Raw genomic sequence first — 24,016 nt, forward strand, 5'->3', positions numbered from 1 at the left:
GGTCGTCGGCTCGCGGGTGGTGCGCCTGCGGGTTGTGTGCCCGCGGGTTGTGCTCACACGCAGACGACCCGCGAGCCAGGTTTCCTCCCGTACGAGACGGGCGGAAGCCGGCCGGACGTACCGGCGGCTCGCGGGTCGGGTGACTGCTTGGGATTGGGGCCGGCTGCACGCAGCTCTCACGTGCCGGTCCGGCGCCGAAATCGAGATGCGACGCCGGGCTGCTAGCCCGCAGTCACCTCACGCGTCCGGTATTCATACATCTGCCGAACCACCTCCCTTCCTGTGTACCCCCACTCTAAGAAGGGTCGGGGGAGCCTTCAAGCGAATTAACGGACCCACCACTGGGCCCGTCCGCGAGGTCGTACGCTGTGATCAAGGACGGAACGTTTCCCCGGAACTCCGGGGCGCAACGATTTCCCCGAACTCCGTGTGTGCTGCGTCACGTTCGAGTTGAATGATCTGAAGTGCGGAACACGCGGACACAGCCTGCAGGGGGTGCCAGGTGAGTGCTTCCCGGCGTAGTGGGGCCACCGACGAGCTCGGGCCCGACGAGCCCGAGCGGGACGGGGCCGATCTTCTTGCCGCGTTGCTCGACGGGATGGACGCCGCGCTCTGCGCGTTCGACGCCGACGGGATCGTGACCCATTGGAACCGTGAGGCCGAGCGGATCCTCGGCTGGTCCGCGGCCGAGGCCGTGGGACGGCGCGGGTTCTCCGGATGGGCGGTGCGCAGCGCCGACGCCGACGACGTCGAGGCCCGGCTGATGGCCGCGATGCGGGCGCCGGGCCGGCAGGTCCACGAATTCGCCCTGCTCACCAAGGACGGCGGTCGCGTCCTCGTACGGACACAGTCCTCCGCCGTGCGCGGGCCCGACGGCAAGCCGGCCGGGCTGTACTGCGCGTTCAGCGAGGTGCACACACAGATCGACCTGGAGCGGTCGATCGCCCTGAGCGAGGCCCTCTTCGAGGACGCCGCCTGGGGAGTCGTCCTCGTCGACGCCGACCTGCGGCCCGCCGTCGTGAACGTGCACGCCGCCCGGGCCCTCGGTTCCGGCCGTACCGCGCTGCTCGGACGGCCCCTCGGCGACCTGCTCTCACAAGGCGTCGAGGAGCTGGAGAGCGCGCTCGCCCATGTGCTCGCGGAGGGCGCGCCGCCGGCCCCCGCCGAGCTGTGGGTGACGGTGCGGCTCCCGGAGGGCGACGCGCGCAGATGCTGGCGCAGCGGCTTCGTGCGGCTCGCCTCACCGCTGACCGAGGAACCCGTACCGCTCGGCGTCGGATGGCTGTTCCAGGACGTCACCGAGGCCAAGCAGACGGAGCAGGAGGCGGCGCAGCTGCGGTTCCGGGCCAACCAGCTGCACCGGGCCTCGCGGGCCGCCGCCGAGTGCGAGGACCCGGCGGAGGCGGCGACCATCCATCTGGACTTCGCGCTGGCCGGGTTCGCCGACCACGCGCTGATCGATCTGGTGGTCGGGGACGAGCAGCCCGATGGGAGTGCCGACGGGGACCGTACGGGTCCGGTGCGCCTAGCGCGGGCCGCCGCGACGCCTTCGGGGGCGCCGGGGCCGAGCCTGCTGGTGTCCCGTACGACGCTGCCCGTGCGCTATCTGGAGGGCCACCCGGCGCTGCAGTGCGTGGAGCGCACGGGTTCGGTGCGGGCCAGCGTGAGCGGGCGCGACGCCACGCGGGCGCGCGAGTGGGCCGAGGCGAGACAGTGGCCCGAAGGCACGGTGCACGCCCTGTGCGCGGTGCTGCGCAGCCGGGCGCGGACGCTGGGCGTGGTGACGTTCCTGCGCGGGTCCAGCCGTACACAGTTCGAGCGGGCCGACGCCACGTACGCGGAGAGCGTCGCAGCCCGGATCGCCGGGACGCTCGACCTGGCGAGGGTGCTCGACCGGTAACGGCGCGCCACGCGTCAGTGCCGGTAGAAGATCCGGTCGCCGTACTCGGTGAAAATGCGGCCGTTCCACTCGTGGCCGCCGTCCACGTTCCCGGAGCGCAGGAGCGGCGGCTGGATGCCGCGGTCGGCGAGCTCGGCCGCGGCCGTCGCCATGGTGGCCTGCATCAGCGCGCTGGCCACCATCGTGGAGGCCGGCCCGAAGGGGGCGTCGACGGTGTCGTACGTGAGCTCCGCGTCGCCGACCTCGATCTTCGAGTCGAGGACGATGTCGCAGTGGTCCTTGAGGAACGTCCCCGACACATGGCGGGACTTCGTCTCCTCGGCGTACGCCACGGACGTCACGCCGATCACGTGCAGGCCCAGTGCGCGCGCGTTCATGGCCATCTCCACAGGCAGAGAGTTGCGGCCGGACAGCGAGATGATCACCAGGGTGTCGCCCGCGCGGACCGGGCTGGTGTCGAGGACGGCGCCCGCGAGCCCGTCGACACGTTCCAGGGCGGAGCCCAGCGTGGCGGGCATGACGTCGACGCCGGCCCCCGGCACGGAGAGCAGGTTCATCAGGGCGAGACCGCCCGCGCGGTAGACGACGTCCTGCGCGGCGAGCGAGGAGTGCCCCGCGCCGAACGCGAAGAGCCGGCCCCCCTGCGCGACCGTGTCGGCGATGAGCGTGCCGGCGGCCGCGATGTTGCGGTCCTCCTCGTCGCGCACCCGCCTCAGCAGGCCGATCGCGGCGTCGAGGTACTGACCGGCCAGCTTGCTGTCGCTCATCGGCGGAGCCCCTTCGTGATCCCTGAGTGCGTCCGTTACTGCCCGCGTGCCGCGCATCACGTTGCGGTCCGGACCAGTGACCTGTCAATACGTTCCTGCCGTACGGAGACCGGTTGCCCCGGCGCGGCACGGTTGTCGGTGCTATGCGTCAGAATTGGGTTCAGGGCCAGCGCACGAGCTAGCGGTGAGCTAGCGGAGCTAATCGAGGGGCACGTATGTCCGGACTGATCGACACCACGGAGATGTATCTCCGCACCATCCTCGAGCTCGAAGAGGAAGGTGTGGTCCCCATGCGCGCCCGGATCGCCGAGCGGCTGGACCAGAGCGGCCCGACGGTGAGCCAGACCGTGGCCCGTATGGAGCGCGACGGCCTCGTGGCCGTCGCCACGGACCGCCACCTGGAGCTGACGGACGAGGGCCGCCGGCTCGCCACGCGCGTCATGCGCAAGCACCGCCTCGCGGAGTGCCTGCTCGTCGACGTGATCGGCCTGGAGTGGGAGCAGGTGCACGCCGAGGCCTGCCGCTGGGAGCACGTGATGAGCGAGGCGGTCGAGCGCCGCGTCCTCGAGCTGCTGCGGCACCCGACCGAGTCGCCGTACGGGAACCCGATCCCGGGGCTCGAGGAGCTGGGCGAGAAGGACGGCGCGGACCCGTTCCTCGACGCGGGCATGGTGTCCCTCGCCGACCTCGACCCGGGCACGGACGGCAAGACGGTCGTGGTGCGCCGGATCGGTGAGCCGATCCAGACGGACGCGCAGCTGATGTACACGCTGCGGCGTGCGGGCATCCAGCCGGGCTCCGTGGTCAGCGTGACGGCGTCGCCGGGCGGGGTCCTGGTGGGCAGCAGCGGTGAGGCCGCGGAGCTGGTGGCGGATGTCGCCTCGCACGTGTTCGTAGCCAAGCGCTGATCTCACGTGTTCGTCGCCAAGCGCTGAGTCGGGCGCCGGGCGCGGCACAAGGCATCCGGGCAACTTACCGACGCGTCAACCCCTGTTCCCACAGGGACAGTTGAGACGTCACCGCATCCTCTGAGAACTCTCGCAGAAAGCAAGATTCACTGCGTGGAATCGCAGCGCGCGGACGTTTTGCGTGCAAGGCTGTCGCGAGAGGCATATGACCTGAGGACTCCTGACCGTCTCGGTTTCGGGTCCGCACCGGTCCGGCCGCGCGGGCAGGGAGGGGGGCAGGACGATGTGCCGACATACCCAGGCGAGGCGTACCCGGGCGGGGCGCACGCAGACAGAGGGCCCCGGCGCCTTGCGGCGCCGGGGCCTGTCCTCCCCTGTGCTGACCCGGAGCCCCGAGCTCCCAGGGTCATCCCCTTCGGACCGATTTCCCCGAGCGGTCCGCCTCCCGCTGAAGATCTCCCCTCGGCGGCGGCGGTCAACCCTTGCGCGAGGTCACTCGAACGAGGGGTGTTGCCGAGAACGACCGCGTTTTCGAAAAAGAGTTCGATAGCGTGCGCGGGTACGCGACTGCAGGCGCGACCACAAGGGGGTGCCAGGGCCTATGGTGCGGCGCATCGACGTGACCGGGGCGGGCGGCGTGAGCCTCGCCGCGTGGGAGTTCGCCGACCCTCCCAAGACGGGTGAGGTCGACCAGTCCCCCGGCGTGCTGCTACTGCATGGCCTCATGGGCCGCGCCTCGCACTGGGCGGGTACCGCCCGCTGGCTCTCGGAGCGCCACCGTGCCGTCGCGCTCGACCAGCGCGGCCACGGCCAGAGCCAGAAACCCCCCGAGGGTCCCTACGACCGCGAGGCGTACATCCAGGACGCCGAGGCCGCCCTCGTGCAGCTCGGCCTCGCGCCCGCCGTCGTCATCGGCCACTCCATGGGCGCGCTCACCGCCTGGCAGCTCGCCGCGCGCCGCCCCGACCTCGTACGGGCCGTGATCATCTGCGATATGCGGGCCTCGGCGCTCGGGGCGGCGTCCCAGCGGGAGTGGGAGGACTGGTTCGACGCCTGGCCCCTGCCCTTCGCCACGCTCGGCGACGTACGGAAGTGGTTCGGCGAGGACGACCCGTGGGTGGAGCGGCCCCAGCCCTCGCGCGGCGAGTTCTACGCCGAGGTCATGGCGGAGAGCCCCGACGGCTGGCGGCCCGTGTTCGACCACCGGCAGATGCTCGTCTCCCGCGCCACGTGGGTCTACGACGCGCACTGGGAGGAGCTGGCCCAGGTCCGCTGCCCCGCCCTCGTCGTCCGCGGACTCGACGGGGAGCTGGGCCGCGCCGAGTCGCAGGAAATGGTCCGCGTCCTGCCCAGGGGCGAGTACGCGGAGATCGCGGACGCCGGGCATCTCGTGCACTACGACCGGCCGGAGGCGTTGCGCTCCGCGATCGAGCCCTTCCTGGACGGCGTGCTCACCTCGTAGTGGCGGAATCTCGTTGCGGCGGAAACCTCGCAGCGGCGGAGTCCGCACGAGCGGACCCGGGCTCAGGGGCCCAGGCGTTCGACGCGCCAGGAGCCGGACGGCTCGTGGACGTACCGGAGCCGGTCGTGGAGGCGGTTCTCGCGGCCCTGCCAGAACTCGACCGTGCGCGGGGTGACGCGGAAGCCGCCCCAGTGGTCGGGCACCGGGATGTTCTCGCCCTCCGGGTAGCGCTCGGCGAGTGCGGCGTACGCGGCGTCGAGTTCGGCGCGCGTGGCCAGGACCTGCGACTGGGCGCTGGCCCACGCGCCGAGCTGGGAGCCGCGCGGACGCGAGCGGAAGTACGCGGCCGTCTCCGCGCGGCTCGTATGGGCGACGGTGCCGGAGACGATGACCTGGCGGGCCATCGGGTGCCAGGGGAAGAGCAGCGCGATCTCGTGGTTCGCCGCCAGGTCGCGGGCCTTGCGGGAGCCGTAGTTCGTGTAGAAGACGAAGCCCCGGTCGTCGTAGGCCTTGAGCAGCACGGTGCGCGCGCTCGGCCGGCCGGCCGCGTCCGCCGTGGAGACCACCATCGCGTTCGGCTCGTACAGCACGCCGCGCGCCCGCGTCGCCTCGTTGAACCAGAGCTCGAACAGTTCCATCGGGCGAGCGGGGACGTCCTCCTCCAGGAGCCCCTCACCCGGCGGGCGATACTGCGCACGCATGACGGCGGGGTTCGGGGGCGCGTGGTGGTCGTGGTGGTCGTGGTGGTCGTGGTGGTCGCTCACGCGGTCATCCTGCCGTACGCATGGGACAGTCGGGCGCGTGGAGTTCATCACTGAGTGGCACTGAGTGCCGCGACCTCTCCCCAAGGGTGGCACCAGCGGATATCGTCATCGGTCCCGCCGCCCCTTCGGTTGGGTGACCGCCTGCCGAACGGGGCATCACCGGGGTGACCGATCCGGCCCGCGAGCCCCCGGAGCCGCGCCACCACGCGGTCCACCGTCGTACAGATAGATCGTCGTACAGATAGATGCAGAGTCGTACAGACGCAGAGCCGTACACATGCAGAGGAGCCGCCTGATGTCCGACCCCGGCCTTGACCCCGGCCCTGTCCCCGGCTTCGTGCCCGGCCTCGAGGGAGTCGTCGCGTTCGAGACGGAGATCGCCGAACCGGATAAGGAGGGCGGCGCTCTCCGGTACCGGGGCGTCGACATCGAGGATCTGGTCGGCCATGTCTCGTTCGGCAACGTCTGGGGCCTGCTCGTCGACGGGGCCTTCAACCCGGGCCTGCCGCCTGCCGAGCCGTTCCCCATCCCCGTCCACTCCGGCGACATCCGCGTCGACGTGCAGTCCGCGCTCGCCATGCTCGCGCCCGTGTGGGGCCTGAAACCGCTGCTCGACATCGACGAGGCGCAGGCCCGCGAGGACCTCGCCCGCGCCGCCGTCATGGCCCTCTCGTACGTCGCCCAGTCGGCCCGTGGACAGGGCCGGCCGATGGTGCCGCAGCGCGAGATCGACAAGGCGGACACCGTCGCCGAGCGGTTCATGAAGCGCTGGCGCGGCGAGCCCGACCCGAAGCATGTCGCCGCCGTCGACGCGTACTGGACGAGCGCCGCCGAGCACGGCATGAACGCCTCCACGTTCACCGCGCGCGTCATCGCCTCCACGGGCGCCGATGTCGCGGCCGCGCTCTCGGGCGCCGTCGGCGCCATGTCAGGCCCCCTGCACGGCGGCGCGCCCTCCCGCGTCCTCGGCATGATCGAGGAGATCGAGCGCACCGGCGACGCGGACGCGTACGTCCGCCGTGCCCTCGACAAGGGCGAGCGCCTCATGGGCTTCGGGCACCGCGTCTACCGCGCCGAGGACCCCCGCGCGCGCGTGCTGCGGCGCACGGCCCGCGAGCTGGGCGCCCCGCGCTTCGAGGTCGCCGAGGCGCTGGAGAAGGCGGCCCTCGCGGAGCTGCACGCCCGCAGGCCCGACCGGGTCCTGGCGACGAACGTGGAGTTCTGGGCGGCGATCATGCTGGACTTCGCGGAGGTCCCGGCGCACATGTTCACGTCGATGTTCACGTGCGCCCGCACGGCCGGCTGGTCGGCGCACATCCTGGAGCAGAAGCGCACGGGCCGCCTCGTCCGCCCCTCGGCCCGCTACATCGGCCCGGGCACCCGCGACCCGCGCGACATCGAGGGGTACGGGGACATCTCGGGCTGAGTACCGCCCTCGGCACAGCGAGCGGCGCCGCGCGGTTCTCCGTGCGGCGCCGTTCGCGTACGTCATCTGCCCCGCGTCACCGAAGCGCCCCGTCCAGGACCGCCGCCCACTGCGCGACGACCCGCTCGCGGCGGGGCCCGTCGTCGGTGAGGAGGTTCGCGAGGCCGAGGCCGCGCGCCATGTCGAGGAGCCCCTGCACCGTCTCGCGGACGCCGGGGCGCGACTCGTCGGCGGCCAGGAGTTCCACGGCGATGCGGTGGGTCTCGCGGCCGACGCGGGCCTCGAGTTCGGTGACGCGGCCGCCCAGCTGCGGCTCGTTCGACGCCGCCACCCACAGGTGCAGGGCGGCCCGGAACAACGGGCCCGTGTACAGGTCGACGAGGGCGGCGACGACCTCGGTGCGGCCCCGGGGACGCAGGGCACGCAGCGCGGTCGAGCGCTCCTCGGCGACGTACTCGACGGCGGCGGTGAACAGGTCCTCGCGGGTCGGGAAGTGGTGCTGGGCGGCGCCGCGCGAGACCCCGGCCCGCTCCGCGACGACGGAGACCGTGGAGCCCGACCAGCCGCGCTCGGCGAGGCAGGACACGGCCGCTTCGAGGAGGCGCCGGCGGGTGGCGCGGCTGCGGTCCTGTTTGGGGGCGCGCTCCACCGCCGTACCGGATGAGGTCACAGCGCCCATGCGGGATCCCGTCGTTCGAGGAAGGCCGTCATCCCTTCGCTTGCCTGTGCGGAGGAGAACAGCCGGGCCGAGAGCGCGCTCAGGTCGGCCGCGTCCCGGTCGAAGGCCTCCAGCACCTTAGCCGTGAGCAGCCGTTTCGTCTCGGCCAGGCCCTGCGGGGACGACCTGCGCAGCCCGTCGAGGACGGGGGCGAGGGCCGCGTCGACGTCGTCGCCCGCCGCCGTCAGGAGCCCGATGCGGACCGCTTCCGCCGCGTCGAAGCGCTCTCCCGTCAGGTAGTAGCGGGCGACGGCGCGCGGGTCGGTGCGCGGGAGCAGGGGCAGCGAGATGACGGCGGGCGCGACCCCGATGCGGACCTCGGTGAACGCGAACGAGGCGGCGTGCGAGGCGGCCGAGATGTCGCACGCCCCGAGCAGGCCGAGCCCGCCCGCCCGCACATGCCCGGCGATCCGCGCGACGACGGGCCGGTCGAGCGCGACGATCTGCCGCAGGAGCGCGACCAGGGCATCGGGCGGGGGCGGGGACTTCAGGTCGGCGCCGGCGCTGAACGTGTTGCCGGTGTGGGTGAGGACGACGGCCCGTACGGCGTCGTCCTCGCCGCACGCCGTGAGCGCGTCCGCCAGCTCGGCGACGAGCCCGGCGGACAGGGCGTTGCGGTTGGCCGGGGAGTCGAGGGTGAGAGTGGTGATCCCACGGTCGTGCGAGGAGTGGACAGAGGTGTGGACAGCGGTATGGACACAGGTGTGGACAGGGGGCTTGGCAACGCTCACGACGTCTCCCTGAGCTGGGGTCAGTACGACTTCGGCAGTCCCAGGGTCTGGTGGGACACGTAGTTGAGGATCATTTCCCGGCTCACGGGAGCGATGCGGGCCACGCGGGACGCCGTGATGAGCGAGGCGAGGCCGAACTCGCGGGTGAGGCCGTTGCCGCCGAGCGTGTGCACCGCCTGGTCGACGGCCCGCACACAGGCCTCCGCCGCCGCGTACTTGGCCATGTTCGCGGCCTCCCCCGCCCCGACGTCGTCGCCCGCGTCGTACAGACGGGCCGCCTTCTGCATCATCAGCCGGGCCGTCTCCAGCTCGATGTGGGCCTGCGCGAGCGGGTGCGCGATGGCCTGGTGCGCGCCGATGGGCGACTTCCAGACGGTGCGCTCCTTCGCGTACCCGACGGCCCTGGCCAGCGCGAAACGGCCCATGCCGATCGCGAACGCCGCCGTCATGATGCGCTCGGGGTTGAGGCCCGCGAACAGCTGGAGCAGGCCGGCGTCCTCGTCGCCGACGAGCGCGTCGGCCGGGAGCCGTACGTCGTCGAGGACGAGTTCGAACTGCTTCTCCGGCGCCTGGAGTTCCATGTCGATCTGCCGCCGCCCGAAGCCCTCGGCGTCGCGCGGCACGATGAACAGACACGGCTTGAGGCTGCCGGTACGGGCGTCCTCGGTGCGGCCCACGATGAGGGTGGCGTCGGCTATGTCGACGCCGGACACGAACACCTTGCGCCCGGACAGGATCCAGTCGCCGCTGTCCCCGTCGCGGCGGGCGGTGGTCGTGATGCGGTGCGAGTTGGAGCCCGCGTCGGGCTCGGTGATCCCGAACGCCATCGTGCGGCTGCCGTCGGCGAGACCCGGCAGCCAGGCGGCCTTCTGCTCCGGCGTCCCGAAGCGGGAGATGACGGTGCCGCAGATCGCGGGCGACACGACCATCATCAGGAGCGGCGCACCGGATGCGCCCAACTCCTCAAGAACCAGCGACAGTTCATACATGCCCTCGCCTCCGCCGCCGTGCTCCTCGGGCAGGTTCACGCCCAGGTAGCCGAGCTTCGCGGCCTCGGCCCACAGCTCCTCGGGGTGGCCCTCCTCGCGGACGACGCGGGTCATGTAGTCGCGTCCGAAGCGGCTGCCGAGAGCGGCGACGGCGGAGCGCAGAGCCTGGTGCTCCTCGGATTCGAGGACGGGAGCGTTCACGACTGATCCTCCTGTACGACGGCGAGCAGGGCGCCGACCTCGACCTGGCGGCCGGGTGCGGCGTGCAGGGCGGTGAGCGTGCCGGAGGCGGGAGCGGTGATGCGGTGCTCCATCTTCATCGCCTCCAGCCAGATGAGGGGCTGCCCCGCGGCGACCGTGACGCCCTCGGCGAGCCCTTCGGCGAGCCGGACGACGGTGCCGGGCATGGGCGCGAGCAGGGATCCCGGCTCCTGGCGCGCGACGGGCTCGGGGAGGCGGGGCAGGGCGGTGAGCGCGGCGCCGTTCACGTACACGCGCTCACCGTGGACCGCGACATCGAACTTCCTTACTAGGCCGTCCACTTCGAGCACGACGAGCGCCTGGCTCGCGCGCACGACGCGCACTCCGTCCGCGGCCAGACCGTCGCGGGTGTGCCGGTAGCGCACCTCGTGCTCGGTCCCGTCGGGTTCGGCGCGGTAGTGCTTGATCTGCGGCTGCGACGCCACGTTGCGCCAGCCGCCGAACCGGGAGCGGCCGTGCGCGTCGGCGAGGGCCGCGGCGAGCGGCGCGTACGGGTCCGGGTCCGGCGCCGTGAGCGCGGCCAGGTGCCGGTCGTAGAACCCGTTGTCCGCGCCGCCCGCGGTGAACTCCGGGTGCCGCAGCGACCGTACGAGCAGCTCCCTGTTGGTGACCGGCCCGTGCACGACGGCCCGCTCCAGGGCGCCCGCCAGTTTGCGCAGGGCCTCGGCGCGGGTCGGCGCGTGCGCGACGACCTTGGCGAGCATCGCGTCGTAGTGCACCCCGATCGGGTCGCCGTCGGTGAACCCGGTGTCCAGGCGTACGGCCTCCGGGACGGACAGCCGGTGCAGGATGCCGGTCTGCGGGGCCCAGCCGGCGGCCGGATCCTCCGCGTACAGACGGGCCTCTACCGAGTGTCCGCGCGCGACGGGCGCCCCTTCACCCAGGGGCGCGCCCTCGGCGACGCGCAGTTGCAGCGCCACGAGATCGACGCCGAACACGGCCTCGGTGACAGGGTGTTCGACCTGGAGGCGGGTGTTCATCTCCAGGAAGTGCGCCTTGCCGTCGGCGACGAGGAACTCGACGGTTCCGGCGCCCCGGTAGTCGGTGGCGCATGCGGCACGCACGGCCATCTCCCGTAGAGACGCTTCGAGTTCCGGCGAGAGACCGGGTGCGGGCGCCTCCTCGATGACCTTCTGATGGCGCCGCTGGAGCGAGCAGTCGCGGGTACCCAGCGCCCACACGGTGCCGTGCGCGTCGGCCATGACCTGCACCTCGACGTGCCGGCCGCCCTCGATGTACGGCTCGACGAACACCTCACCGTCCCCGAAGGCGCTCAGCGCCTCGGCCCCGGCGGCAGCCAACTGCGCGTCCAACTCGGCCAGTTCACGTACGACACGCATGCCGCGCCCGCCACCGCCGGCGGCGGCCTTCACCAGAACGGGCAGGTCGTCGTCCGTGACGGCCTTGAGGGGCTCGATGCCCATGAGCTCCTTGGCGCGCGTCTTCGACGCCATCGCCTCGATCGCCTCGGGCGGCGGACCGATCCAGGTCAGGCCCGCGTCGGCGACGGCCCGCGCGAAGCCGGCGTTCTCGGACAGGAACCCGTAGCCGGGGTGCACGGCGTCCGCGCCCGCGGCCAGGGCGGCCTTCACGATCAGGTCGCCGCGCAGATACGTCTCGGCGGGCGACGCCCCCGGAAGCCGTACGGCGGCATCGGCCACGCGCGCGTGGAGAGCGCTCTCGTCGGCGTCCGAGTACACGGCGACGGTCCGGATGCCCAGCTCGGCGCAGGTACGGAAGACGCGGCAGGCGATCTCGCCGCGGTTGGCGACGAGCACAGAGGTGATCATTCGCGTGGTCATGGGCCTCACATCCGGAACACGCCGAATCCACCGCGCGCGCCCTCCACGGGCGCCGTGTGGATCGCGGACAGGCACAGGCCGAGCACGGTCCGGGTGTCGCGCGGGTCGATGACCCCGTCGTCGTACAGCCGCCCGGAAAGGAACATCGGCAGGGACTCGGACTCGATCTGCTGCTCCACCATCGCGCGCAGCGCCGCGTCCGCGTCGTCGTCGTATGGCTGCCCCTTCGCGGCGGCGGACTGGCGCGCCACGATCGACAGGACACCGGCGAGCTGCTGCGGGCCCATCACGGCCGACTTGGCGCTCGGCCAGGCGAAGAGGAAGCGGGGATCGAAGGCCCGCCCGCACATCCCGTAGTGACCCGCCCCGTAGGAGGCGCCCATGAGGACCGAGAGGTGCGGAACGCGGCTGTTGCTGACGGCGTTGATCATCATCGAGCCGTGCTTGATGATGCCGCCCTGCTCGTACTCCTTGCCGACCATGTAGCCGGTGGTGTTGTGCAGGAACAGGAGCGGGATGTCGCGCTGGTTGGCGAGCTGGATGAACTGGGCGGCCTTCTGCGACTCCTCGCTGAAGAGAACCCCTTGCGCGTTGGCGAGGATGCCGACCGGATACCCGTGCAGGGACGCCCAGCCGGTTGTCAGGCTCGCCCCGTACAGCGGCTTGAACTCGTCGAAGTCGGAGCCGTCCACGATCCGGGCGATGACCTCGCGCGGGTCGAAGGGGACCTTGAGGTCGCCGGGCACGATGCCGAGGAGCTCGTCGCTGTCGTATTTGGGCGGCTCCACGAACGTTGGATCCGCGTACGCCTTGCGGTGGTTGAGACGGGCGACGACGCGGCGCGCCTGCCGGATCGCGTCCCGCTCGTCGAGCGCGAAGTAGTCGGCGAGCCCGGAGGTACGGGCGTGCATCTCGGCTCCGCCGAGCGACTCGTCGTCACTCTCCTCGCCGGTCGCCATCTTCACCAGGGGCGGCCCGCCCAGGAAGACCTTCGCCCGCTCCTTGACCATGATCACGTGGTCGGACATGCCGGGGATGTACGCGCCGCCGGCGGTGGAGTTGCCGAAGACGACGGCGACGGTGGGGATCCCGGCGGCCGAGAGGCGCGTGATGTCGCGGAAGATGCCGCCGCCCGGGATGAAGATCTCCTTCTGGGAGGGCAGATCGGCGCCGCCGGACTCGACGAGGCTGATGCAGGGCAGCCGGTTGGCGAACGCGATCTCGTTGGCGCGCAGGGCCTTCTTCAGTGACCAGGGGTTACTGGCTCCGCCGCGCACCGTCGGATCGTTCGCGGTGACCAGGCACTCGACGCCTTCGACGACGCCGATGCCGGTGACGAGGGAGGCGCCGACGGCGTAGTCGCTGCCCCAGGCCGCGAGGGGGGAGAGTTCGAGGAAGGGCGTATCGGGGTCGAGGAGCAGCTCGATACGTTCGCGGGCGAGCAACTTGCCGCGTTTACGGTGCCGTTGAACGTACTTCTCGCCGCCACCCGCAAGCGCCTTGGCATGCTCGGCGTCGAGCGCGTCGAGCTTGCCGATCATGGCCTCGCGGTGAGCGGCGAAGTCGGCACCGCCGACGTCCAGGGCCGAGGCGAGAACGGTCACAGGATCCCCCCGAGGGTGCCCTGGCGTGGCCTGGGAGGAATCGGACTCAGGCGGAGCAGGACAGGGAAAAGCGAACGGCCGCCGAGGCGTTTCGCCGTCCGCCTACCCGTTCGGTGATGCAGCCCACTGCCTGCAGGAGCTCTCAACTGTCCTACCTCCCAGCTAGATTGGTGTTCATGACGACATCACAGGAAAAGGCAGGGGATACAGGGCGCGCCCGGTATACCTACCGTCTGCGCGTGTCGTCTTCGGCTTCTTCCGCCCTGGATGCGGAGTGGGCGCGGTGCCGGTGGATCTGGAACGAATGCGTCGCCCGTTCGAAGAAGGCGCACACCCAGGACGAGAAGTGCGGTCCGGCCCGGCTCGACAAGATGCTGACCGAGGCCCGTACCTCCAACGGATGGCTGCAGGAGGGTTCTTCGGTTCCGCAACAGCAGCTCATCCGGGACTTCGGAAAGTCCCGCGCGAAGGCGCTGAAGGACATCAAGGCCGGGCTGCCGCAGCGGCAGCGTGCCGGGATGCCGAAGTACAAGAAGAAGCGCGAGTCCAGGCCGACGTTGAACTACACGCGGCGAGGGTTCCGGATCAAGGACGGCCGTCTGCACCTGGCAGGCGGAATCGTGCTGGGTCTCGTATGGTCGCGGAAGCTGCCCGTCGAACCGTCCAGCGTGCGCGTGTACCGGGACAGTCTCGGTCACTGGTACGCCAGCTTCGTCGTTCCCACCCAGGCTCAGCCGCTGCCGGAAACCGGCCGTGTGATCGGGATCGACTGGGGCGTCAGTCAGACGGCGACCACCACCAGCGACGCCCACGACCTGGCCCACTCGCAGCACGGCAAGACCGCTGCGCAGAAAACCGCGCGCTACCAGCGCATGATGGCGCGCCGCAAACCAGCACGCGGGCAGGCCGCGTCGAAGGGCTACCGCGAGGCGAAGCGGCAGACCGCGAAAATCCACAAGAAGACCGCCCGGCAGCGCCAGGACACTGGCCGCAAGTGGGCCAAACGCGTCGTGACCGACCACGACGCCCTCGCGGTGGAGGACTTCCGCCCGAAGTTCCTTGCGAAGTCCAGCATGGCCCGCAAAGCCGCCGACGCCGCGATCAGCGCCACCAAGCAGGCCCTGACCGAGATGGCCCGCAAACACGGGCGCATCATGCACCTTGTCCACCCCGCGCACACCACTACGGACTGCGCACAGTGCGGAGCGAGAGCCAAGCACGCGCTACCTCTTTCTGAACGTACCTACACGTGCACCGCATGCGGAACCGTGTCCCCCAGGGACAAGAACTCCGCCCGCGTGATGCTCGTCCGGGCTGGTCTCAACCCGGCTGGTGCCGATCGTGCAAGACCTGCAGGACCGCCGGTCCGCAGGCAACGTGAGCCAGGAATCCCCTCCCTTTAGGGACGGGAGGATTCAAAGGAGCACCTCCGGTATGTCCAGATGGCGGGAGCGCAGCCACTCGCCGAGCCCCTTGGCCTGCGGGTCGAAACGGTGCTGGGAGGCGACGCCTTGGCCCAGGAGTCCGGTGAGGGTGAAGTTGAGGACGCGGAGGTTGGGCAGTACATGCCGGACAGCTGTCAGATGACGGCTTTCAGGTATCAGACTCTGAAATCTGTCAACTGTCAGTTCATTCGCGAGCCATCGCCACGCCTCGTCACCGTCCACCCACACCCCCACGTTCGCGTCCCCGCCCTTGTCGCCGCTGCGGGCGCCCGCGACGAGGCCGAGGGGGGCGCGCCGGGTGGGGCCGGGCGGCAGCGGTGCGGGCAGGGATGGCTCTTCCACGTCCGTCAGCGCGCGCGTAGGGCCGCCGTACGTGATCAACTTCCGTTCGCCGTCCGGCAGTACGGCGATGTGCTCGACCTCGCCCCGGTCCACGTACGCCGCCTCGAACACCCCGTACGGCGCGCCCTTCCCGGGCGGGGCCGTCACATGGAAGCCGGGGTAGCTGCCGAGTGCCAGTTCGATCGCCGCGCTGCTGAGGGTGCGGCCCACCGCGTCCGCGTCGCTGTCCCGGACGACGAGCCGCAGCAGCGCGCTCGCGGTCTCCTCCGTGTCCGCGTCCGCGCGATCCGTACGCGCCAGCTCCCACGTCACGTGAGCAGGGCGGGACTTGGACCGGTCGAACGCGTCGTCCATCTGCTCCCGTACGAGCGCCGCCTTGGCCTCGATGTCGAGCCCGGTCAGCACGAACACGACCTCGTTGCGGAAGCCGCCGAGCCGGTTGAGGCCGACCTTCAAGGTGGGGGGCGGGGCCTCGCCGCGCACTCCGTCCACGCGGACGCGGTCCGGGGCCTCCTGCGTGAGCCGTACGGTGTCCAGCCTCGCGGTCACGTCGGGCCCCGCGTACCGGGCGCCCCCGGTCTCGTAAAGCAGCTGCTCCGTCACCGTCCCGACCGTCACGAACCCGCCCGTGCCGGGGTGCTTGGTGATGACGCAGGAGCCGTCCTCGTGGAGCTCGGCGAGGGGGAAGCCGGGGCGCCGCAGCTCGCGGGCCCGCCCGGCGAAGCGGGAGTAGTTGCCGCCCGTGGCCTGGGTCCCGCACTCCAGGATGTGCCCGGCGACGACGGCCCCGGCGAGGCGGTCGTACGCGTCCTGCTCCCACCCGAAGCGCCAGGCCGCGGGCCCGGTGACCAGGGCGGCGTCGGTGACGCGGCCGGTGACCACGATGTCGGCGCCGGCGGCGAGGCAGGCGGTGATCCCGGCGCCGCCGAGGTAGGCGTTGGCGGTGAGGGCACCCGGGTGGCGTCCGCTCGGGGCGAGGTCGTCGCCCTCGACGTGCGCCACGCGCGCGTGGAGGCCGAGACGGTCCGCCAACTCCCGTACGGCGTCGGCGAGTCCGGCCGGGTTGAGCCCGCCCGCGTTCGCGACGATCTTCACGCCCCGGTCGAGCGCCAGGCCGAGGGTCTCCTCCAGCTGGCGCAGGAACGTGCGGGCGTAACCGCGCGCCGGGTCCTTCAGGCGGTCGCGGCCCAGGATGAGCATGGTCAGCTCGGCGAGGTAGTCGCCGGTCAGGACGTCGAGGGGGCCGCCTTCGAGCATCTCGCGCATCGCGTCGAAGCGGTCGCCGTAGAAGCCGGAGGCGTTGCCTATGCGCAGTACGTCCCCCCTCACCGCCCGGACCCCTTCGCCTCGCGGCCCGGTCCGGGCGGGCCCGCGAACGCCTGCGCGATCTCCAGCCAGCGGTCGGCGTCCGGGCCCTCGGCGCACACATCGAGGTCGTCGCGGTGCGCACGCTGGGTGACGAGGAGACAGAAGTCGAGAGCGGACCCGGTGACGCGCTGGGCCGCACCCTCGGGACCGTAGGTCCACAACTCGCCGGAGGGAGCGGTCAGTTCGACCCTGAACTCCTCTTCCGGCACCTCGATCCCCCGCACGCCGAAGGCGAAGTCACGCGTCCGTACGCCGATGCGGGCGATATGCCTGAGCCGGTCGGTCGGAGTCCGCACGACACCGAGGGCGTCGGCGATGTCCTGGCCGTGGGCCCAGGTCTCCATCAGCCGGGCGGTGGCCATGGAGGCGGCGGACATCGGCGGCCCGTACCAGGGGATCCGCGTCTTGGTGGCGGCCGCGGACCGCAGTACGGGCTGCAACTTCTCGCGCCCTGCCCGCCATTGGGCGAGCAGTTCGGCAGGCGGCAGCGCGGCGCCCTCCTTGGCCCCGTCGTCGACGAACGAGTCCGGCGCGGCGACGGCCTTCTCCACCTCACCGGCGAAGGCGTCCGCGTCGGTGACGGCGAGCAGCGCGGCGTGGTCGGTCCAGGCCAGATGGGCGATCTGGTGAGCGACGGTCCAGCGGTCCGCGGGGGTGGGCAGCACCCACTGACGGGGACCCAACTCCCCCACCATCGCGTCGAGTTCCTGGCCTTCGTCCCGCAAGTCGTCGAACACGGACGGCAGATCGGACACGGTGCACTCCCTCGGGGCACGGCAGTGTGCGGCGTGCCTGGAGCATGGCAGCGCACCACGAAACAATCAAGCGTGCTTGTATGAAAATTCCACTCTTGGCGTTCACGGCGCCGGGCGACCGCGACCGCACCGGGCGTCGCACTCGAACCAGACGACCTTGCCGGGAACAGGGGGCGGGTTCGGGGTGACCCCCCAGCGCGCCGTCACCGTGCTCACGATGAGCAGCCCGCGTCCGTCCTCCGCCAGTTCATCCCGCCCGGCCCTCGCCGCCACCGGAATCCCCGGAAGACCCGGATGCCCGTCCCCGACCTCCACGCGGACGCCCTCCGGTGTCCGCACGACCCGTACGGCACAGCGGCCGCCCGGCACATGCCGTACGTGGCACCGGCGGCGAGTGCATCGAATGCGCCCCCCTCGCCGGCGTCACCTGGCACAAGTCCAGTTACAGCGGCGGCACCGGAGGCGACTGCGTCGAGGTCGCCGAGATCCCCGCCGCCGTCGCCATACGCGACTCCAAGGACCCGCGCCTCGGCGCCTTCCGCGTCTCGCCGGAGGCGTTCACCGCGTTCGTGGGGGCGGCGGCGCGCGGGCGGATCTGAGCCGACGGGCGGGACGCGAAGACGGTCAGGACGCCGAAGACGGTCAGGACGGCGGGGTCAGGCGGAGTCGGACTTCCGGGCCGTCCCGGCCCGGCCCCGCCCGACCTGCGTGCGTACCGCGCCGATGCTCGCCGCGATGACCAGGGCGATCGCGAGCGCGCCGATGGCGGACAGGGCCTGGTTCAGGATGAGGAATCCCGCGAGCGCGGCGACGGCCGGCTCCAGGCTCATCATGACCGCGAACGTGGACGCGGGCAGGCGGCGCAGGGCGAGAAGTTCGAGCGTGTACGGGAGGACCGAGGACAGGACGGCGACCGCCGCGCCCAGGGCCAGCGTCGAGGGGACGATCAGCTTGGAGCCCGACGCCGCGATGCCGAGCGGCAGGCAGAGCACGGCCGCGACCACCATCGCGAGGGCGAGCCCGTCGGCCTGCGGGAAGCGGCGGCCCGTACGGGCGCTGAAGACGATGTACGTCGCCCACATGCCGCCCGCCGCGACGGCGAAGGCCGCGCCGACCAGGTCGAGGCTGCCGAAGCCGCCGCCGCCGAGCAGGAAGACGCCGCAGAGCGCGAGGGCCGCCCAGACGGCGTTGACCAGGCGGCGCGACGCGAACACGGACAGGGCGAGCGGGCCGAGGACTTCGAGGGTGACGGCAGGGCCGAGCGGAATCCGCTCGACGGCCTGGTAGAAGAGCAGGTTCATCCCGCCCATGGTGATGCCGAACGTGACGACGGTGCCCCAGTCCGCGCGCGCGTAGCCGCGCAGCTTGGGCCGGCACACGATGAGCAGGACGAGCGCGGCGAAGAAGAGCCGCAGGGTGACGACGCCGACCGCTCCCGCGCGCGGCATCAGACCCACGGCGACGGCCGCACCGAACTGCACCGAGACACAGCCGCCGAGGACGAGCCCGACCGGGCCGAGCGCGCCCCAGCGGGAGCCCTTCGGCGCGGCACCCTCGGGCGCGGCGGAAGCCCCCGCCACCTCCGGCTGGGCGACCGCGGCCTCCGGCTGCACCAGTGCGGCGGCCGCCGCGTCGGCACCGGTCGCCGCCCGGTCGGTACGTGAGACGTTCACGTCTGAAGCCTTCCCTTTCACCGCCACCCCCACAGTTCAATAGGGTGGACTTCGCCGTCCAAGGTAGTACACCACGTCATGATCGTGGACCCCTTTTACGGCTGACGGGTCACCGCCCGTCGCGTCCAGCACGACGCAGGCCCGCCTGCCACGCTAAGACCGCCGTCCACGGTCCGTGAAATGCCTGCTGCGCTCCCGTTATGCTCCGCAGGCATGAGCGGTCCGTAAGCCCGCGGGGGCGGAGCCACTCGGCGGGACGCGAGTCTCACCGGGCGGACACGGTGATTCCAGGCTCCCGCGAGCCGCTAGGCTCGCCCCGTGGCTGAGATCCAGATTCCCGCTGACATCAAGCCCGCCGACGGACGTTTCGGCGCGGGCCCCTCCAAGGTGCGCACGGAGGCGCTGGACGCCCTGGCCGCCACCGGCACGTCCCTGCTCGGCACCTCCCATCGCCAGGCCCCGGTCAAGAACCTGGTCGGCCGGGTGCGCGAAGGGGTCAAGGACCTCTTCCAGCTCCCGGAGGGCTACGAGGTGATCCTGGGCAACGGCGGCTCCACCGCCTTCTGGGACGTGGCGACGCACGGCCTGATCGAGAACAAGTCGCAGCACCTGAACTTCGGCGAGTTCTCGTCCAAGTTCGCGAAGGCCTCGAAGCTGGCCCCGTGGCTGGCCGAGCCGACCGTGATCACCTCCGAGCCCGGCACGCACCCCGAGCCGCAGGCCGAGGCGGGCGTCGACGTGTACGGCCTCACGCACAACGAGACCTCCACCGGTGTCGCCGCCCCGATCAAGCGCGTGGCCGGTGCCGACGAGGGCGCCCTCGTCCTGGTGGACGCGACCTCCGGCGCCGGCGGCCTGCCCGTCGACATCGCCGAGACGGACGTCTACTACTTCGCCCCGCAGAAGTCGTTCGCGTCGGACGGCGGCCTGTGGCTGGCGGCGTTCTCGCCGGCCGCACTGGAGCGCGCCGAGCGCATCCACGCGTCGGGCCGCCACGTCCCGGAGTTCTTCTCGCTGCCGACGGCGATCGACAACTCCCGCAAGAACCAGACGTACAACACCCCGGCGCTCGCGACGCTGTTCCTGCTCGGCGAGCAGCTGGAGTGGATGAACAGCCAGGGCGGTCTCGCCTTCACGACGGCCCGCACCAAGGACTCCTCGACGCGCCTGTACAGCTGGGCCGAGGAGTCGAAGTACGCGACGCCGTTCGTCACGGACCCCGCGAAGCGTTCGCAGGTCATCGGCACGATCGACTTCTCGGACGAGATCGACGCGGCGGCGGTCGCCAAGGTGCTGCGCGCCAACGGCATCGTCGACACGGAGCCGTACCGCAAGCTGGGCCGCAACCAGCTGCGCGTCGCGATGTTCCCGGCGATCGACCCGGCGGACGTCGAGGCGCTGACGAAGTGCATCGACTACGTGATCGAGAAGCTCTAGTCACACAGGTTCTACGTTGATGGGGCGCCCGGCACTACGCCGGGCGCCCCATCGGCGTGAGGCGTCAAGGGGCACTACGAGGTACGGGTCCTCGAGGAGTGACTACTTCTTGGGCCGCCGCAGCAGCCGCCCGATGCCGAACACGGCGATCACCACGGCGATGAGCCCGACCGCGCTCGCACTGAGGCCCGTGTCGATGGGCCCGTCGCCCGAATCACCGCTCCCCGAGGGCGACTTCGAGTCTCCGCCTGACCCGTCGGCGACCTGCACGGGCTTCACTGAACTGCCCCGGCCCTCGCTCCCGTAGAGCAGCGTCTTTCCGTCGGCGGTGTAGGTGACGGACTCGCCCTGTGGCTGCATCGGCACGTTCAACTGCCCGTCACGCTCGGGCTTGCCGTCCTTCCAGGCGTACGAGATCCCGCCGAAGTAGCCGCGCAGGGCGAGGTGCTTGCCGTCGGGTGAGAACGCGCCGTCCGTGACCCACAGGTCGATACCGGAGACGCGCCGGAAGACGTTCGTGCCGGACGCGGACAGGTTCTCGGGCCCTTCGTAGAGGCCGCCGCCGTCCTCGTTCTTCTCGGCGATGTAGACGCGGCCGGTCTTCGGATGGACCATCAGCGCCTCGGCGTTGCGGGGCCCGTCCGCGTACTGGACGGTGAACTGCGTCGCCCGCACCGTCTGGTTGCGCAGTTCCCTCGGCTCCGGCAGCTTGTAGATCCACACGTGGGACCACTTGCCGCCGAGGTTGTCGCCGATGTCGCCGACGTAGAGGTTGTTGTCGGGGCCGATGGAGACGGCCTCGACGTCGCGCGGGGCGCCGACGCCGGTCAGGGTGAGGGTGGCGACGGTTTCGCCGGTCCTGCCGTCGACCGCGTACAGGTACGCGCCGTCGCTGCTGTCGTTGTGGGTCCAGTAGATGCCCGGGTGGAGCCGGGACGCGGCCAGGCCGCTGGACTCGGTGATCCGCGGGTCCTTGATGGTGAACCCGTCGCTGCCGGGGTCGTCCGCCACGGCGGGAGCGGTGGCACCGAACGCGAGAACGACGGCGGCTCCGGCCGCACCCAGAAACGAACGCATGCCCCCCAGCTTGCCAGGGCGTGCTCAGCGTCACACACTCCACCCGCCCGTGATCCGCGATGATGAGCGGATGCTCAGGTTCACATTCGTCGGCGACTCGATGACGATAGGCAGCGCGGGCGAACTCACCTGGCGCTACCGGATGTGGCAGCATCTTCGGGCCGCGTACGGCGACGGCGCGTTCGAGATCGCCGGGCCGCGCGAGACGCTCCACGACAAGACGGCGAACGCCCCGGTGTCGCACGACTACGCGGACGCGGACCCCGCCTTCCCACGCAACCATCTCGCGGGCTGGGGCGAGGGCTGGCTGCACATGGCGCCCGTCATCGAGGAGGCGGTCGCGCTCGCCCGCACCGACGTCCTGCTCATCTCGCTCGGCCTGATCGACCTCGGCTTCTACACGAACGCGGAGCAAACCGCGCAGAACGTGCGCCGCTTCGTCGCCGGGGCCCGCGCCGCGAACCCTCGGGTGCGGATGGTCCTGCTGCCGGTCATACCGAACGTGCGCGCCGAGACGGACGCGCCGTTCGCCGCGGAGGTCGCGCACTTCAACACGCTCCTCGCGAAGGCGGTCGCCGACCTCGACTCGGGCCCCTCCCCCCTGCTGCTCGCGTCGGTGCCGGAGTCGTACGACATCCACCAGGACACGTACGACGGCACGCACCCGAACGCGAGCGGTGAGCGCAAGCTCGCGGACACGTTCGCCCTGGCGATGCGTCAGGCGTGGGGTCCGGCGGGCGCCTCGCCCGGGGGCCTTGCCTAGAGTCCACTCCACGCCGTTGGCTGGGGACTCATGAAGTACACGCAGCTCGGACGCACAGGACTCAAGGTCAGCCGGCTCGTTCTCGGCACGATGAACTTCGGCCCGCAGACCGACGAGGCCGACAGCCACGCGATCATGGACACGGCGCTGGCCTCGGGGATCAACTACTTCGACACCGCCAACGTCTACGGCTGGGGCGAGAACAAGGGCCGGACCGAGGAGATCATCGGCAGCTGGTTCGCCCAGGGCGGCGACCGGCGGGACAAGACGGTCCTGGCCACGAAGGTCTACGGCAACATGGCCGGCGCGGGCACCGATTCGCCCTGGCCCAACCACGACAAGCTCTCCGCGGTCAACATCCGCCGCGCCGTCGAGGCCAGCCTCAAGCGGCTGGGCACGGACTACATCGACATCTACCAGTTCCACCACGTCGACCGCGAGACTCCCTTCGAGGAGATCTGGCAGGCCGTCGACGTCCTGATCCAGCAGGGCAAGATCCTTTACGCCGGGTCGTCGAACTTCCCCGGCTACAAGATCGCCCAGGCCAACGAGAAGGCGGCCGCACGCGGCGCCCTCGGCCTCGTCAGCGAGCAGTGCCTCTACAACCTCGCGGAGCGCCGCGCCGAGATGGAGGTCATTCCGGCCGCGCAGGAGTACGGCCTCGGGGTCATCCCCTGGTCGCCGCTGCACGGCGGCCTGCTCGGCGGGGTCATCAAGAAGGAGGTCGAGGGCGGGCGTCGCGCGAGCGGCCGGGCCGCGGACGCGCTCGCGAACCCGGAGACGCGCGCCCAGCTCCAGGCCTACGAGGACCTGCTCGACAAGCACGGCCTCGCGCCCGGCGAGGCGGCGCTGGCCTGGCTGCTGACCCGTCCCGGCGTCACCGGTCCCATCGTCGGCCCGCGCACCTCGGAGCAGCTCGACTCGGCGCTGCGCGCGGTCGAGCTCGAACTGAGCGAGGAGGTCCTCACGGGCCTGGACGAGATCTTCCCCGGCCCGGGGCCGTCACCCGAGGCGTTCGCCTGGTAGAGCCGGGGCCTCGTGCGGACCGGTAGTCGCGCGGCCGCGGGTGCGGCGGGGTGCGGCCGCGGTCACTTTCCGACCGCGGCCGCCACTGCGACGACGGCGAACATCAGTACCAGCACAACGGCCATGATCCGGTTACGGCTCTTCGGGTCCACGCTTCGAGATTAACCCGTGGCCGAAAGCGGCCAGCCGCCGACCTTCTCGTAGCGGGGCTGCTCGCCGCGCACCCCGGACCGCGGCAGCCGGCTCCGGACGAGTGCCAGCTCACCCACCGTCCACTGCTCGCCGGTGAAGGAGTCGAGGGCGGCCGCGTACGGCCCCAGGTGGACGGCGCCGGAGCCGCGGGCCAGCGTGAGGTGCGGCCGGTAGCGGCGGTGGTCCTCCGTGTCGAGGCCCGCCTTGCGGGCCGCGGCCCCGGCCCGCTCGGCGAGGCGCTGCATCGCCGCCACGTCACCGGACGCGCCCACCCACAGGGCCCGGTCCCCGAAGTGCCCGCCGCCGCGCAGGGCGAGCGGGAAGGGCGCGGTGCGGGCCGCCGCCCGTTCCAGGCGGCGCGACAGTTCGGGCACGGTCTCCTCGGGCACTTCCCCGTAGAAGGCGAGCGTGAAGTGCCAGCCGGGGCGGCCGGTCCACCTCAGGCCCTCGGCCCCTTCGAGGCCGTGGGACCCCTTCAACTGGCCGACGGCGCGCCCCAGTTCGGCCAACGCCTCGTCCGGCGGCACCACTGCTGCGAAAAGTCTCACAGGGCCAGTGTCCCCGTATGGAGATCACGAGGCGAACGGGTTCGTCCGCACCGAGTCG

The 24,016-nt window shown here is 71.5% G+C and carries 21 protein-coding genes; 9 read left to right on the forward strand and 12 right to left on the reverse strand.

What is annotated here, in order from left to right:
- The first annotated feature begins 502 nt into the window (after positions 1–502).
- Positions 503–1,900 (forward strand): PAS domain-containing protein, encoded by a 1,398-nt coding sequence (locus ACY0PA_RS19780; RefSeq protein ID WP_473085871.1) that lies wholly within the window; start codon positions 503–505, stop codon positions 1,898–1,900.
- 14 nt (positions 1,901–1,914) lie between these two features.
- Here the strand turns inward: ACY0PA_RS19780 and ACY0PA_RS19785 are convergent, their stop codons facing one another.
- Positions 1,915–2,667 (reverse strand): SIS domain-containing protein, encoded by a 753-nt coding sequence (locus ACY0PA_RS19785; protein ID WP_473085872.1) that lies wholly within the window; start codon positions 2,665–2,667, stop codon positions 1,915–1,917.
- A gap of 215 nt (positions 2,668–2,882) precedes the next feature.
- On the opposite strand from ACY0PA_RS19785, the gene ACY0PA_RS19790 reads away from it, so the two are divergent.
- Together ACY0PA_RS19790 and ACY0PA_RS19795 are read left to right on the forward strand one after the other, a co-directional pair.
- Complete coding sequence (locus ACY0PA_RS19790; RefSeq protein WP_473085873.1) at positions 2,883–3,575, forward strand: iron-dependent transcriptional repressor DtxR; 693 nt, start codon at positions 2,883–2,885, stop codon at positions 3,573–3,575.
- Between the two features lie 601 nt (positions 3,576–4,176).
- On the forward strand, positions 4,177–5,037 hold the full coding sequence (locus ACY0PA_RS19795; RefSeq protein WP_454401941.1) for an alpha/beta fold hydrolase: 861 nt from the start codon (positions 4,177–4,179) through the stop codon (positions 5,035–5,037).
- A 62-nt stretch (positions 5,038–5,099) separates the two neighbouring features.
- Here ACY0PA_RS19795 and pdxH read toward each other — a convergent pair whose 3' ends face one another.
- A complete protein-coding gene (gene pdxH / locus ACY0PA_RS19800; RefSeq protein WP_473086370.1) occupies positions 5,100–5,738 on the reverse strand; it encodes a pyridoxamine 5'-phosphate oxidase in 639 nt (212 codons plus the stop codon).
- 358 nt (positions 5,739–6,096) lie between these two features.
- On the opposite strand from pdxH, the gene ACY0PA_RS19805 reads away from it, so the two are divergent.
- Positions 6,097–7,227, forward strand: coding sequence for a citrate synthase 2 (locus ACY0PA_RS19805; RefSeq protein WP_473085874.1), 1,131 nt, complete (start codon positions 6,097–6,099; stop codon positions 7,225–7,227).
- A 76-nt stretch (positions 7,228–7,303) separates the two neighbouring features.
- Here ACY0PA_RS19805 and ACY0PA_RS19810 read toward each other — a convergent pair whose 3' ends face one another.
- The 5 genes from ACY0PA_RS19810 to ACY0PA_RS19830 form a co-directional block, all read right to left on the reverse strand.
- Positions 7,304–7,906 carry a TetR/AcrR family transcriptional regulator gene (locus ACY0PA_RS19810; RefSeq protein WP_473085875.1) on the reverse strand — a complete coding sequence of 201 codons (603 nt, stop codon included), beginning with the start codon at positions 7,904–7,906 and terminating at the stop codon, positions 7,304–7,306.
- Positions 7,894–8,595 carry an enoyl-CoA hydratase family protein gene (locus ACY0PA_RS19815; protein WP_473086371.1) on the reverse strand — a complete coding sequence of 234 codons (702 nt, stop codon included), beginning with the start codon at positions 8,593–8,595 and terminating at the stop codon, positions 7,894–7,896. The genes ACY0PA_RS19810 and ACY0PA_RS19815 overlap by 13 nt, the downstream gene beginning before the upstream one ends.
- 101 nt (positions 8,596–8,696) lie before the next feature.
- Positions 8,697–9,866 (reverse strand): acyl-CoA dehydrogenase family protein, encoded by a 1,170-nt coding sequence (locus tag ACY0PA_RS19820; protein WP_473085876.1) that lies wholly within the window; start codon positions 9,864–9,866, stop codon positions 8,697–8,699.
- Positions 9,863–11,716 (reverse strand): acetyl/propionyl/methylcrotonyl-CoA carboxylase subunit alpha, encoded by a 1,854-nt coding sequence (locus tag ACY0PA_RS19825; protein WP_473086372.1) that lies wholly within the window; start codon positions 11,714–11,716, stop codon positions 9,863–9,865. Before ACY0PA_RS19825 ends, ACY0PA_RS19820 begins: the two co-directional genes overlap by 4 nt.
- 17 nt (positions 11,717–11,733) lie before the next feature.
- Positions 11,734–13,332, reverse strand: a complete 1,599-nt coding sequence (locus tag ACY0PA_RS19830; RefSeq protein WP_473085877.1) for an acyl-CoA carboxylase subunit beta — start codon at positions 13,330–13,332, stop codon at positions 11,734–11,736.
- Between the two features lie 176 nt (positions 13,333–13,508).
- Here ACY0PA_RS19830 and ACY0PA_RS19835 point away from each other — a divergent pair, with 176 nt between their 5' ends.
- Positions 13,509–14,735 carry an RNA-guided endonuclease InsQ/TnpB family protein gene (locus ACY0PA_RS19835; protein ID WP_473086373.1) on the forward strand — a complete coding sequence of 409 codons (1,227 nt, stop codon included), beginning with the start codon at positions 13,509–13,511 and terminating at the stop codon, positions 14,733–14,735.
- A 12-nt stretch (positions 14,736–14,747) separates the two neighbouring features.
- Here the strand turns inward: ACY0PA_RS19835 and ACY0PA_RS19840 are convergent, their stop codons facing one another.
- Both ACY0PA_RS19840 and ACY0PA_RS19845 read right to left on the reverse strand, forming a co-directional pair.
- Positions 14,748–16,448 (reverse strand): acyclic terpene utilization AtuA family protein, encoded by a 1,701-nt coding sequence (locus ACY0PA_RS19840; RefSeq protein WP_473085878.1) that lies wholly within the window; start codon positions 16,446–16,448, stop codon positions 14,748–14,750.
- Positions 16,445–17,242: a TIGR03084 family metal-binding protein gene (locus ACY0PA_RS19845; protein WP_473085879.1), complete on the reverse strand. Its 798-nt coding sequence runs from the start codon at positions 17,240–17,242 to the stop codon at positions 16,445–16,447. Before ACY0PA_RS19845 ends, ACY0PA_RS19840 begins: the two co-directional genes overlap by 4 nt.
- A gap of 329 nt (positions 17,243–17,571) precedes the next feature.
- On the opposite strand from ACY0PA_RS19845, the gene ACY0PA_RS19850 reads away from it, so the two are divergent.
- Positions 17,572–17,841 (forward strand): DUF397 domain-containing protein, encoded by a 270-nt coding sequence (locus ACY0PA_RS19850; RefSeq protein ID WP_473085880.1) that lies wholly within the window; start codon positions 17,572–17,574, stop codon positions 17,839–17,841.
- A gap of 57 nt (positions 17,842–17,898) precedes the next feature.
- Here the strand turns inward: ACY0PA_RS19850 and ACY0PA_RS19855 are convergent, their stop codons facing one another.
- Positions 17,899–18,858 carry an EamA family transporter gene (locus tag ACY0PA_RS19855; protein ID WP_473086374.1) on the reverse strand — a complete coding sequence of 320 codons (960 nt, stop codon included), beginning with the start codon at positions 18,856–18,858 and terminating at the stop codon, positions 17,899–17,901.
- A 375-nt stretch (positions 18,859–19,233) separates the two neighbouring features.
- Here ACY0PA_RS19855 and serC point away from each other — a divergent pair, with 375 nt between their 5' ends.
- Positions 19,234–20,352 (forward strand): phosphoserine transaminase, encoded by a 1,119-nt coding sequence (gene serC, locus ACY0PA_RS19860; RefSeq protein ID WP_473085881.1) that lies wholly within the window; start codon positions 19,234–19,236, stop codon positions 20,350–20,352.
- 102 nt (positions 20,353–20,454) lie between these two features.
- Here the strand turns inward: serC and ACY0PA_RS19865 are convergent, their stop codons facing one another.
- A complete protein-coding gene (locus ACY0PA_RS19865) occupies positions 20,455–21,429 on the reverse strand; it encodes a WD40 repeat domain-containing protein (RefSeq protein WP_473085882.1) in 975 nt (324 codons plus the stop codon).
- 70 nt (positions 21,430–21,499) lie between these two features.
- Between ACY0PA_RS19865 and ACY0PA_RS19870 the strand changes: the two genes are divergently transcribed.
- Entirely contained in the window at positions 21,500–22,192 is a 693-nt protein-coding gene (locus tag ACY0PA_RS19870; RefSeq protein WP_473085883.1) for a GDSL-type esterase/lipase family protein, read from the forward strand.
- A gap of 30 nt (positions 22,193–22,222) precedes the next feature.
- Positions 22,223–23,218, forward strand: coding sequence for an aldo/keto reductase (locus tag ACY0PA_RS19875; protein WP_473085884.1), 996 nt, complete (start codon positions 22,223–22,225; stop codon positions 23,216–23,218).
- A gap of 161 nt (positions 23,219–23,379) precedes the next feature.
- Here the strand turns inward: ACY0PA_RS19875 and thpR are convergent, their stop codons facing one another.
- Entirely contained in the window at positions 23,380–23,958 is a 579-nt protein-coding gene (gene thpR / locus ACY0PA_RS19880) for an RNA 2',3'-cyclic phosphodiesterase (protein ID WP_473085885.1), read from the reverse strand.
- Positions 23,959–24,016: the final 58 nt, after the last annotated feature.

It is taken from the genome of Streptomyces sp. DS1-CR2, from assembly GCF_055760475.1.